Source organism: Phaeodactylibacter sp. (assembly GCF_022763345.1).
In the GTDB taxonomy this organism is placed as follows: domain Bacteria; phylum Bacteroidota; class Bacteroidia; order Chitinophagales; family Saprospiraceae; genus Phaeodactylibacter.
The window spans coordinates 78,872-92,074 of record NZ_JALEGS010000014.1 but is presented as its reverse complement, the minus strand read 5'-3'; the positions used below and the strand labels follow the sequence as shown (position 1 = coordinate 92,074).

7 protein-coding genes are annotated in these 13,203 nt (G+C 53.0%); 6 read left to right on the top strand and 1 reads right to left on the bottom strand.

Features of this window, described 5'->3' with window-relative positions:
- Positions 1-137 precede the first annotated feature (137 nt).
- Positions 138-1,757, top strand: coding sequence for a sulfatase/phosphatase domain-containing protein (locus tag MRY86_RS03520; RefSeq protein WP_293563605.1), 1,620 nt, complete (start codon positions 138-140; stop codon positions 1,755-1,757).
- Between the two features lie 13 nt (positions 1,758-1,770).
- On the opposite strand, the gene MRY86_RS03515 is transcribed toward MRY86_RS03520, so the two are convergent.
- Complete coding sequence (locus MRY86_RS03515; protein ID WP_293563606.1) at positions 1,771-2,529, bottom strand: sulfite exporter TauE/SafE family protein; 759 nt, start codon at positions 2,527-2,529, stop codon at positions 1,771-1,773.
- 839 nt (positions 2,530-3,368) lie between these two features.
- Between MRY86_RS03515 and MRY86_RS03510 the strand changes: the two genes are divergently transcribed.
- The 5 genes from MRY86_RS03510 to MRY86_RS03490 are packed head-to-tail and all read left to right on the top strand — an operon-like array spanning position 3,369 to position 13,196.
- Positions 3,369-5,360, top strand: coding sequence for a glucoamylase family protein (locus MRY86_RS03510; protein ID WP_293563095.1), 1,992 nt, complete (start codon positions 3,369-3,371; stop codon positions 5,358-5,360).
- Positions 5,361-5,372: 12 nt separating this feature from the next.
- Positions 5,373-6,680 carry a glucoamylase family protein gene (locus MRY86_RS03505; protein ID WP_293563096.1) on the top strand — a complete coding sequence of 436 codons (1,308 nt, stop codon included), beginning with the start codon at positions 5,373-5,375 and terminating at the stop codon, positions 6,678-6,680.
- The gene (gene bglX, locus MRY86_RS03500) at positions 6,680-9,676 is read left to right on the top strand and encodes a beta-glucosidase BglX (RefSeq protein WP_293563097.1); all 2,997 of its coding nucleotides are present in this window, start codon (positions 6,680-6,682) and stop codon (positions 9,674-9,676) included. Before MRY86_RS03505 ends, bglX begins: the two co-directional genes overlap by 1 nt.
- Positions 9,676-11,520 carry a family 43 glycosylhydrolase gene (locus MRY86_RS03495; RefSeq protein WP_293571021.1) on the top strand — a complete coding sequence of 615 codons (1,845 nt, stop codon included), beginning with the start codon at positions 9,676-9,678 and terminating at the stop codon, positions 11,518-11,520. Before bglX ends, MRY86_RS03495 begins: the two co-directional genes overlap by 1 nt.
- Positions 11,517-13,196 carry a sulfatase gene (locus MRY86_RS03490; RefSeq protein WP_293563099.1) on the top strand — a complete coding sequence of 560 codons (1,680 nt, stop codon included), beginning with the start codon at positions 11,517-11,519 and terminating at the stop codon, positions 13,194-13,196. Before MRY86_RS03495 ends, MRY86_RS03490 begins: the two co-directional genes overlap by 4 nt.
- The last annotated feature ends 7 nt before the right edge of the window (positions 13,197-13,203 follow it).

The following is a 13,203-nucleotide window of genomic DNA, read 5'->3' as shown; positions in this document are numbered from 1 at the left end:
GGATACCTTCACGGTTTGCACCTTCAACTGGGGCATAGCCGTAAGGCATACTTTTTTTGAAGGGCTGTAGTTGTATATGGGCCGATAATAAAAGATTGAAGTTCAGGAAATATAAAACAAGTATTAACCTTAGCACTATGAGATTGCTGTTATTTTTTACGGTATTCATACTATCACTTTCGGCCTGCCAGCAAGCTGCCGAAGAGGCGGAAGAGCGCCCCAATATCGTATTCATCATGAGTGATGATCATGCTTATCAGGCCATTAGCGCCTACGATGAGCGCCTGATCAATACGCCCAATATCGACCGCCTCGCCAGAGAGGGCATGCTCTTCACGAATGCGTCGGTCACCAATTCCATCTGTGCACCGTCCCGGGCAACTATACTGACTGGCAAGCACGCCCACATCCACGGGAAAATTGATAATGTCTTTCCTTTCGATACGACCAACATCACTTTTCCACAAATCCTGCACGATAATGGCTATCAAACGGCCATGTTCGGCAAACTCCACTTTGGGAACAACCCAAAAGGCTTTGATGAATTTAAAATTTTGCCCGGGCAAGGTGATTACTACAACCCGGATTTCATCACCAGCGAAGGCGATACCAGCATACAAGGCTACGTGACGGATATCATTACGGACATGACCCTCGACTGGCTGGGCAATCGCCGGGAGGAAGACAAGCCGTTCATGCTGTTCTATCTCCACAAAGCCTCCCACCGGGAGTGGTTCCCAGCTCCACGCCACTACAAGGAATTTACTCAGCGCACCTTCCCGGAGCCAGCTACCCTTTTCGACGATTATGAAGGCCGGGGCACAGCGGCTAAAGAGGCGGAGATGAATTTGCTGGAGCACATGACCATATCCGCCGATAACAAAATCTACCCCGAACTGGCTAAAGAGCTCGGCGTGGAAGAGCCCAGCGAATGGGGCTACCGGGTGTTCAAGAGCAAATACTCCCGCTTCACCGAAGAACAAAAGCAGGAGTGGGATGCGGTCTACGGGCCTATAAACGACGAATTTGCGGAGCTGTACCCCACTATGGACGATTCTACGTTCATGCGGTGGAAGTATCAGCGCTACATGCAGGATTACCTGGCCTGCGTGGCAGCTGTAGACGAAAACGTTGGACGAGTGCTCGATTATCTCGATGAAAATGGGCTGAGCGACAACACCATCGTGGTCTACACATCCGATCAGGGCTTCTACCTGGGCGAACATGGCTGGTTCGATAAACGGTTCATCTATGATGAGTCTTTCCTGACTCCGCTGCTGGTCAAGTGGCCCAAAAAGATCAAGCCCGGCTCTGTCTCTAATGCAATGGTTCAAAATCTCGACTTCGCCCAGACTTTCCTGGAGGCGGCAGGTGTGGAAGCTCCCGAAGATATGCAGGGCGAAAGCTTGATGCCCTTGCTGCAAGGTGATAACAGACAGTGGGGGCGCGATGCCGCCTACTACCACTACTACGAATACCCCGGTGCGCACATGGTTAAGCGCCACTATGGTATCGTCACTGAGGATTATAAACTGGCGCACTTTTACTACGATATTGATGAGTGGGAGCTGTACGACCGCAAAAAAGACCCCAAAGAGCTGAATAATGTCTACAATGACCCGGCTTACGCCAAAGTAGTGCAAGAGCTTACGCAAAAACTTTATGAGCTTCGGGAGCAGTACAAGGATTCAGAAGAACTGGACCAGAAATACATCGAATTGTACCGGGAGCGGGGGATCATTAAAGAGAAGCAGTAACGCATCATTGCCTTCAGTACAATAGAATCCGCAAGGCAGTTAGGATCAGCATTCCCAAAACGAAAAAAGGAATGTAGGCCTTAAGCCTATAATTTAGGCTGAACAACCTGGCTGCCCCGTAGGCACCGATAATTTGCCCGAGGGCCAGAAAGGTACCCGCTTGCCATTCGATCATACCGACCATTGCGAAGTAAATGGTTGTTGGGACTGTGTATATCAGTACGATAAGTAGTTTGAAATAATTGGAGGCATTCCAGGAAAGCTGGAAAAAAGCTCTGATGCCGAGCAGCAATAAAATCCCGACACCGATTTGTATGAACCCCCCATACAACCCGATAAGGAAAAATGTGGCAATTTCGGCAACGGGAGATTTTTGGGAGAAACGAAGCGAAAAGCTCAGGGCAGTACCTCGAATTTCGAGCACAGACTGCATGATTAGCCCCAGGATAACCACTAATGCCAGCAGTTCGAAGGTGCCGCTGGACACATTCGCAGCGAAATAGGCACCTACCAAGGCTCCCGCAAAAGTGGCGGCAGCCGCCACATAGGGCAGCCGCAGATGCGACAGTGATTCATATCGCCGGTAGGAAAGGGCCCCGGCAATATTCTGAAATAGTACGCCCAACCGGTTGGTGGTGTTAGCAATTTCAATAGGTATGCCCAGAAATACCATGGCACCCAAAGAAAATATCGTCCCGCTGCCGGCAATGGTGTTGACCATTCCGGTGATAATGCCAGCCGCAAATAACAAGATTGCCTCTGTTGAACTCATGAAGTTGAAATGACTTTAAGATAGCTATACTGACGATTAAGTGGTTTGCCATAGCAAACCTACTCAATGCTTGCCCGCGTCTCGTCGCCTTTGGGCTTTGACCAGCTTAAAGGCAGGAGGGTCAGCATTTACGCTGGGAAGTGGCTTGCGCCTGCCCTGACAAGCTATGCTTCGTCATGGGCCGATGTCGCAAATCCAAGATTCCAGACGATGAATGTCTGGACTGTAAGCCCCAGACGATGAATGTCTGGATCAACGACCCGACATTTATCGTTCCCCGTGCTGGCCGTCAGCGCCAGTAGGTGACCACTTCGTATTGCGTATAACAAAGCTGTAGACTAAAAATCTACCTTTTACCCTTACTAGTTCAATTTTGACCTAACCTTATTAAGTGCACCAGGCTAGACCTGTTGGTCTCCCCCAACTTCGGAGCTCGTCACAGCTGCATTTTATTTTAGGCATAGATCAAACATAAAAAGACCGCTTCGTATCTGCAAGACTGTCATTGGCTGCCCTTGCTTATATGTTTGCCTTACAACAATCTGTTCAGGTTGCAGGCGGTTTTTTGCAGGTAAGCATTGGCCTGTCACAGGAATGACAAAATCGATCTCCGCAGATTGTCATGTCGGGCGGCTACCGAATATTTCAAAATATTGTGTCTTTATTCAAGGAGATTCCGGTAATTGTATATCTTCATAATTCACTAGCCCATGGTTGTAACAGCTATTCAAAAGCTGAAATAAGGCAGCACCTAGCTTGTCCAAGAGGGTTGCGCAGCGTTGTGTAGGCCCTAAAGTTGCAGAACAATCCATCAATCATCGAAATACCTGTTTCGTAATATGCCACTGACCAACCGCCTGTTTCCTTTCTTAGCACTACTGCTATTCGCGTCCCTTTGCTTCCTATCCTGTGAAGAGGACGAAGACCCTTCAGGTATGGGGATGGAGCGCCTGACAATCAATTTTATCCGCCTGGGGAGCCAGAATATTTCCGATATGAGTACGGTGGACGGCGACGGAGATCTTGCCATGCGGTTTTCCAGCCCGGTGGAGGTGACTTCAGACGATTTGTTCCAGGTATACGCAGATGGTGTGCTGTTGGAGGATACAGAATCCTGGAATTCCCTGAATGAAAGAGTAACCATTCAGTTGCAGGAAGATTGGGTAGAGGGCGAGACCTACACTTTACAGACGAGTGCCCCGCTCACGAGCCCGGGGCTGGAGCCTCAGGAAGCTTTCTCCATTAGTTTTACCATTGGGCTTGGAGCGCTCTCTGTCGAAGCGCTGACGTCTGATACAGTCGCCTTTGCACTCGATGGCGAGGCCCTTAATGATGATATTCCGGTGGCGGGGCCATTTACCATCGCTTTTTCGCACGCTTTGTCTATTTCGCCGGAGGAACTGGGGGATCAGATGGCTATAGAAGGGCCTGAGGCGGTGGACTTTACCGTTGTGGCACAGAATGACTCCGTTTTTCAGTTGCAGTTTGCGCAGCCACTGGCCGATTTTACAACCTACCAGCTATCGGTGTCCCCAAGCCTGGGAGCAGTCGCCGGGCGTGATTTTAATGGTTTAGACCTGGCGTTCTACACCGGGGCCTCGGCAGAGCTGGATTTCCCGTTGTTGTCAGATGAAGACCTAATGACCAAAGTGCAGGAGCAAACCTTCCGCTACTTTTGGGACTTCGGGCACCCGGTTTCGGGTATGGCCCGCGAGCGCAATACCAGCCTGAATACCGTGACGAGCGGCGGCAGTGGCTTTGGTCTTATGGCGATGATCGTGGGGGTAGAAAGGGAATTTATCACTCTGAGCGAGGCCATCGGTCGCTGGGAGCAAGTCGTTGGGTTTCTGGAAAATGCCGATCGGTTCCACGGGGCGTGGGCGCACTGGATGGATGGAGAAACCGGAGCAGCCCGGCCATTCAGCGCACTGGACAATGGGGGAGATTTGGTAGAAACCGCTTTTTTGGTACAGGGCCTGCTGACCGTGCGCGAGTACCTGAAACAAGAAGTGCCAGGACAAACTGATCTGATCGACCGTATCACAGTGCTCTGGGAAGGGGTAGAGTGGGACTGGTATACGAAAGGTCAGAACCAGGTACTTTACTGGCACTGGTCGCCGGATCACGAATTCGAAATCAATTTGCCAATACGCGGGCACAACGAAACCCAGATGACCTATATCCTGGCAGCTGCTTCGCCAACTCATCCTATCGAACCAACGGTATACCATTCGGGCTACGCAAGGGGAGGGGCAATGGTCAATGGCGACACCTTTTATGGGGTTCCGCTGCCTCTGGGCAATAGTGACTTTGGCGGTCCTCTGTTTTTTGCACACTATTCTTATCTTGGGCTTGACCCCCGCAGCCTGGCTGACGAATACGCCAATTACTGGACACAAAATGTCAACCATTCCCTCATCAATCATCTGTACTGTGCTAATAATCCACGGAGATTCTTTGGCTACTCTGAACAGTGCTGGGGCTTGACCGCAAGTGACAGCTTCAACGGATACACGGCGCATAGCCCCACCAACGATCGCGGTGTTATTACCCCTACAGCCGCCTTGTCATCTATTGTATTCACCCCAGAAGAAAGCATGGCTGCTTTACGTCATTTCTATTACGATTTGGGAGACCGGCTTTGGGGCGAGTACGGTTTCTACGACGCCTTCCACCCCGGCGAAAACTGGGTAGCTGACTCCTACCTGGCAATCGATCAGGGCCCTATCATCTGTATGATGGAAAACTACCGCACCGGGCTGTTATGGGAGTTGTTTATGACCGCTCCGGAAGTACAGCAGGGGCTGGATGCTTTAGATTTCACCTACTAAAAAACAAAAAACATGATTCGATACATTGCACTAGGCTTACTGTGCGCCTTATTGGGCAGCCCGGTCGTTGCGCAGTCCGACGAAGCGCTGCTCGACCGGGTACAGCAGCAAACCTTCAACTACTTTTGGGAGGGTGGAGAGCCAATTTCAGGCGCTGCACCGGAACGCATACACGAAGACATCTACCCTCAGGACGATGCTGATGTAGTCACAAGCGGCGGAACGGGCTTTGGCATTATGGCTACGGTCGCTGCCATTGAGCGGGGCTATATTAGCCGGGATGCCGGCCGAAAGCGCCTGCAAAAACTGGCAGAATGGCTTCGCGATGCCGACCGCTTTCACGGTGCCTGGGCGCATTGGATGTACCCTTCCGGCAAGGTCAAACCCTTTAGCCGGTACGACGATGGAGGCGATTTGGTAGAAACGGCTTTCCTGGTGCAAGGGCTGATTGTGGCGCGGCAGTATTTCCGAAACGGCACTAAAAAAGAGCGCGAGCTGGCCGAACTGATGGATCAGCTGTGGCGGGAGGTAGAATGGTCGTGGTACACTCAGGGTGAAAATGTGCTGTACTGGCACTGGTCTTCCACCCATGGATGGCGCATGAACTTCGCAGTAACGGGCTACAATGAGTGCACCATCATGTACATCCTGGCCGCCGCCTCGCCCACCTACCCGATTGACCCCGCCGCCTGGCACGAAGGCTATATGAGGGATGGAGAGATTGTCTCCAATGATAGCGCGTATGGCTATGATGTGGTACTCGACCACAACGGCGAGCAGGCCATTCCGGTAGGGCCACTGTTTTGGGCCCACTATTCCTTCCTGGGGCTGGACCCAAGGGAGCTGCATGACTCCTACGCCGACTACTGGGAGCTGAACCGCAGTCACGCACTGATCCACCACGCCTACGCTGTTGAAAATCCAAGGGAGTACAAGGGCTATTCGGAAGCCTGTTGGGGAATGACAGCCAGTTATTCCCTGGGTGGGTACACAGCCCATCACCCTTCGAATGACATGGGGGTGATTACGCCCACCGCGGCGCTTTCCTCTTTTCCCTACACACCGGAAGAGAGTATGGCATTTTTGCGGCATCTGTACACTAATCACCCAGACTATATCGGGCAATACGGCCCCTACGATGCCTTTAGCGAGCAGTCCGGCTGGTGCCCGCCCCGCTACCTGGCCATCGACCAATTGCCGATTCCGGTAATGATAGAAAACCACCGCTCAGGACTGATTTGGGAACTATTTATGTCTGCCCCTGAAATACAGGAGGGGTTGAAAAAACTGGATATACAAAAGCATACAACCACAAAATAATGAACCGTACCACTATTCTTTCCATTGTCTCACTTTTATTCGCTAATCTGGCGTGGAGCCAGACAGAGACCGGAACCTATCTGTACCGGCAGCATCAACATGGCGATTATACGCTCAATTACCGGGTGCTTTATCCGGAAGGGTTTGATGACCATCAACGCTACCCAATCGTCTTATTCCTGCACGGACGGGGCGAAAGCGGCGATGATAACGAAAAGCAGCTCGTGCACGGCAGTTCGTTGTTTTTAGAAGCACAAACGGAGTATCCGGCTATTGTTATTTTTCCGCAATGCCCAACCTCTGATTATTGGTCGAATATCGATCGCATTGAAAAAGATGGCGGCGGATTGCAATTCAAATTCCCCTCTGACCGGCCTGCCAATCCCGCACTGTCAGCAGTAATGGACTTGGTAGACCAGGAATTGAAAAAGCCGTATGTAGATGAAAACCGCCTATACGTCACGGGGCTTTCCATGGGCGGTATGGGTACATGGGAGCTCCTGTGGCGGATGCCTGAGAAGATCGCCGCAGCAGCGCCCATTTGCGGGGGCGGTCCACCGGAAATGGCGCACAAGATGACTGAGGTGCCCATCTGGGCGTTTCATGGTTTGAAAGACGATGTCGTGCAGCCCCGCTTTTCCATTAATATGGTGCGGGCGGTGCAGCGCGAAGGCGGGTTAGCCAAAATCACCCTGTTTCCGGACGCTAACCACAATTCCTGGGACCCTACTTTTGCCACGCCGGACTATTTGCCCTGGCTCTTTTCAAAGTACAAAGGGGAGCCTTATTCTTTGTTGGTAGACTCCCTGCTTTCCATCATGACACTGGAAGAAAAGATTGGACAGCTTAACCTCGTCACACAAGGTGGAGCCGTAACCGGAGCGGTCATCAGCAGCGATGTAGAGCAAAAGATCAAAGACGGAAACGTGGGCGGCATCTTCGGCTCGCGCAGCGCTAAAAAGATGCGGGATGTTCAGCAGATTGCCGTAGAGCAAAGCCGCCTGGGCATCCCCTTGCTGACGGCAATGGATGTCATTCATGGGCATCAGACCATCTTCCCAATCCCAATCGGTATGTCCTGTACCTGGGATCCTGATCTGCTGCAGCAAGTGGCCCGTACAGCAGCCCGGGAAGCCACGGCCGATGGTGTGATGTGGAACTTCTCGCCTATGGTGGACATTGCCCGCGACCCACGTTGGGGGCGGGTGGCGGAGAGCGCTGGAGAAGACCCCTTCCTGGGAGCGCGGATCGCTGAAGCCATGGTGCGTGGCTACCAAATGAATGACCTCACTGACCCCACCACCGTCATGGCTTGCGTAAAGCACTTTGCGGCTTATGGTGCCTCAGAGGGGGGGCGGGACTACAATACCGTAGACATGAGCCGGGTGCGCCTGCACAATGAGTACCTGCCGCCTTACAAAGCGGCCGTGGATGCTGGCGTGGGCTCCATCATGACCTCTTTTAACGTCATTGATTATGTGCCCGCTACGGCTAATGAATACCTGTTCCAAACCGTCCTGCGGGACCAATGGGGCTTCGATGGGTTCGTAGTGACCGACTACACGACTATCAACGAATTGATCGAACATGGCATGGGGGACTTGCAGAAGGTCTCCGCTTTATCGCTCAAGGCTGGTGTCGATATGGATATGGTAGGGGAAGGTTATGTAACCACGTTGAAAAAATCCCTGGAAGAGGGGCTGATTACGGAAGCGCAGATTGACCTGGCTTGCCAGCGCATTTTGATTGCCAAAGAGCGGCTGGGCCTATTTGATGACCCTTACCGTTACTTCGATGAAACCCGGGCGCCAAAGGAAATCCTATCGGAAAAGAACCGCCGTTTTTCACGCGAAGTGGCAGGCCAATCGGCAGTGCTACTAAAAAATGAAGGTGGTGTGCTGCCGCTGAACAAATCGGCGAATATCGCGCTGATCGGCCCACTGGCGGACAACCAAACCAATATGCTGGGTACCTGGAGTGTATCCGGAGATTATAAAAAGTCGATCACCGTACGTCAGGGGCTGGAAGCACAGCTTGGAGCAAACGGAAGCATCCGCTACGCCAAAGGAGCCAATATTTCTGATGATAGCACCTTCGCCAAACGGGTAAATGCTTTTAATCCGCAGATTGTCATTGACGAGCGCTCACCAGAAACCATGATTGCGGAGGCGGTCGATATCGCTAATCAGTCGGATGTGATTGTAGCAGTAATGGGGGAGGCTGCCGATATGAGCGGAGAGTCTTCAAGCATGGCTTTCATCGGGTTGCAACCAGCTCAGGAACGACTGCTGAAGGCCCTCAAGGCAACCGGTAAGCCCATTGTGCTGGTGCTATTCAACGGCCGGCCGATGACTTTAACTTGGGAAGACGAAAACATGGACGCCATACTCGACGTCTGGCACCCAGGCACCGAAGCGGGCAATGCGGTGGCGGACCTGCTGTTCGGCGAGGTGAACCCTTCCGGGAAATTAACTACTTCCTTCCCTGTATCTGTGGGGCAAATCCCCGTTTACCACAGCATGCTGAATACTGGGCGCCCCTACGTGAAAGGAGGCCGCCGGAAGTTCCTGTCCAATTATCTGGACATCCCCAACGAGCCGCTTTATCCCTTCGGTTACGGGCTGAGCTTTACCCAATTCGAGTATGGAACGCCTGTTATTTCCAGGACAGAAATGGAGAAAGGCGGGAAAGTGACGGTTAGCGTAAGCGTCAAAAACACGGGCGAGCGCGAAGGGCAGGAAGTCGTACAGCTGTACATCCGCGATGTGGTAGGCAGCATCAGCCGGCCGGTCAAAGAACTGAAGGGCTTCGAAAAAATCTTGCTGAAGCCCGGAGAGGAAAAAACGGTCCGTTTTGCCATCGATGAATCTTTGCTGGAATTTTGGACCCCCGAGAGCGGATGGGCGGCGGAGCCTGGCGAGTTTCAGGTGTTTGTGGGCCCGAATTCCCGGGATGTGCAGATGCTATCCTTTGAGTATGCCAAAACAAAACGATGATGAATAAGCCCATTTTATACTGGCTGGTTTGTGTACTGCCGCTTGTCGTTTTGGGTAGCTGCGCGGAGCCTGGCAGCAAAGCAACCGAAAGTGAAGTAAGCTCTGTTGCAGAACGCAATTACAAAACCTACTGCAACCCGATAGACATCGACTACTCCTACATGTCGCACTACCGGGCCCGGAACAATGTCTCCTATCGTTCCGGGGCAGACCCGGCCATAGTCAACTTTAAGGGCAAGTACTACCTCTTCGTCACCCGCTCCCACGGCTACTGGGTGTCCGATGATATGAGCAACTGGAAATTTATCCGCCCGCAGAGCTGGTACTTCAATGGCTGCAATGCCCCCGCTGCGGCGGTAAAGGATGGCAAAATCATCCTGCTGGGAGACCCTTCCGGTCGGGGTGCGGTAATTGAGACGGACAATCCCGAGCTGGGAGACTGGACAACCAACTTCGCCGTCATCAACGTACCGAGGGGCGTACAGGACCCCAACTTGTTCGTAGATGACGATGGACGGGTTTACCTATACGAAGAGTCTTCCAACAAATGGCCTATCCACGGTATTGAGCTGGACCCCAACAATTGGTATGTACCCATTGGCGAGCAGGTGGACCTGTTCAACCTGGACCCGGAAAAGCACGGCTGGGAGCGCTTCGGGCAAGACCATAAATCGGACCTGAAACCCTTCATCGAGGGGCCTTGGATGATGAAGCACGGCGATACGTATTACCTCGAATACGGTGCGCCCGGTACGCAGTGGAACGTCTACGCAGATGGGGTATACACCAGCAAATCTCCGCTAGGCCCCTTCGAGTATGCGCCCTACAACCCCATCTCTTACAAACCGGGAGGGTTCTTGAAAGGCTCTGGCCACGGCAGTACGGTGCAGGACAACAATGGCAACTACTGGCACTTTGCCACTATGGCGATCTCGGTCAACTTCAAGTTTGAGCGCCGCATCGGTATGTACCCGGCGGGCTTTGAGGAGGACGGTCAGATGTACGTCAATACCGCTTATGGCGACTACCCGCACTACTTGCCGGATACTGAGGTGGATCAGCATAAAAACCGTTTTACGGGCTGGATGCTACTATCGTTTGGAAAGCCGGTAACGACTAACTCCAAGCTGGTGGAATCTGATGTGAATGTGGTGGACGAAAGCGACAAGGGCTACATGCTTGAGCAGATCACTGATTTCAGCATCGCGCAAGTCAATGATGAGGAGATACGCTCCTACTGGGTGTCTGAAGCGAACCACGATTCCATTTATGTGCAGGTAGACCTGGAAGAAGTAATGGACGTCAAAGCCATTCAAATCAACTTCCAGGATTTCAAAAGTGAGATTTTCGGCCGGCCAGATACTTTGAAGCAGCAATTCGTCATCAGCGCTTCCCTGGACGGCGAGCAGTGGGAAGTGATTGCCGATTACTCGGAAAACCAGCGCGACATGCCGCACGGCTACATCGAACTGCCGGAGGCGGTGGAGGCTCGTTATATCAAATACGACCACGTGCATTGCAGCACCAAAAATCTGGCGATTTCTGAGTTCCGGGTGTTTGGCAATGGTAAGGAGGAGGTGCCCGCTGCGCCAGCTGACTTCACCGTAGAACGGCAGGAAGACCGACGCAATGCCCTGCTATCCTGGACGCCGGACCCCGAAGCGATGGGGTACGTCATCTACTGGGGTATCGCTGAAGACAAGCTCAACCTGTCGGCACAGATGTACGATCAGGCATCTTACGAACTGCGGGCGCTGAATACGGACCAAGGCTACTACTATCAGGTGGAGGCCTTTAACGAAAATGGCATTTCTGAACGGAGTGAAATCATCTATACAGAATGAGTAAATCTGGCCACCTTTTCGTCTTGTTCCTATTGCTTTTTTGGGGATGCACCACCTCTGAGCCGGAAAGCGCCCCGCATCAACCGGATTATTCACAATTGGAGTTGCCGGAGCGCCCCAATGTGGTGTGGATCGTAGCGGAAGACCTGAGCGCGATCCTGCCGCCCTGGGGTGACTCTACAGTGGCCACGCCCAACATCAGCCGGCTGGTGGAGGAAGGGGTGCTGTACACCCATCTGTTTTCCCCTTCCGGAGTCTGCGCACCGAGCCGTGCTGCGATTGCCACGGGCATGTACCCCACGCGGATTGGCGCGCACCATATGCGGACCGGGCCCTGGTTCCGCTTTACCATCAAAGACCGGGCGATTGAGAACTTTCCCCGTCCTGCCTACGAAGCTATGCCGCTGCCCGAAGTGCACATGATGAGTTCTTACCTGCGCCGGGCGGGCTACTTTTGCACCAACAACCCCAAGGAGGATTATCAGTTCCGTTGCGAGCTCGGAGCCTGGGACGAAAGCGGCTTCGAAGCCCACTGGAAGCATCGACCGGATACCACGCAGCCCTTTTTCGCCATTTTCAACCTTGATGATACCCACGAGTCTATGATCTGGCGGCGGGCGAACGACTCCCTGCTGATCGATTCTACCCTGGAGGTGCCCATTCCGCCCTACTTGCCCACCACGGAGGTAGCGAAGCGCGATGTGCGGCGCCTGTACTCGCATGTGATAGCGATGGACCGGCGGGTAGGGGAGATACTAGAAGAGCTGGAAGCAACCGGGGAACTGGAAAACACCATCGTCTTTTGGTATACCGACCACGGCGGCCCCTTGCCTCGGCAAAAGCGTACCATTTATGACTCTGGTATTCATTCGCCAATGGTGGTGCGTTTTCCCCATCAGCAATTGGCCGGCAAGGTAGATAGTCAGCTACTGAGCTTTATCGACTTCAAGCCCACTGTCCTGTCTTTGCTTGAGATGGAGCCCCCGGCCTACGTGGATGGCAAGGCTTGGATGGGAACGTACCGGGACACCACAGAACGCGATTACATCTTCGCCGCGGCCGACCGTTTTGACAATGAAACCGACAAAGTCCGGGCGGTACGCGGCCGCCGGTATAAGCTGATCCGCTATTACAACCTGGACCAGCCGTACTACCTGCCGGTAAAGTACCGGGAGACCATGCCGATTATGAAAGAACTCTTGCGCTTGCACGAGAAAGACAGCCTGACTACCTACCAGGCACAGTGGTTCCGCCCCACCAAGGACAGCCTGGAGCTATTCGACCTTTTGGAGGACCCCCACGAGCTGCACAACCTTGCCGGCGACCCACAGTACGCCGACAAAATAGAAGAACTGCGTCAAGCCCTGGACCGCTGGATTGAGGATACCCAAGACAAGGGCCGCATGAGCGAGAAGGCGTACGTAGAAAGCATCTGGCCGGGCGGGGAACAACCTGTGACCGAGCCACCTCAGGTAGAGCGAGGTGCAAAGGTCAAGCTAAGTTGCCCTACGGAGGGTGCGCAACTGGCTTATCAGTGGGTAGGAAACGCGGAAACGGCGGGGCAAAACTGGACGATTTATCAAGGCCCGGTTGAGCCACAAGTGGGAGATACGCTATTGGTGCAGGCGCATCGGATTGGGTATCGGCCTAGTGGAGTGGTTAGGGTGGGGTTTTAGGTTCTGG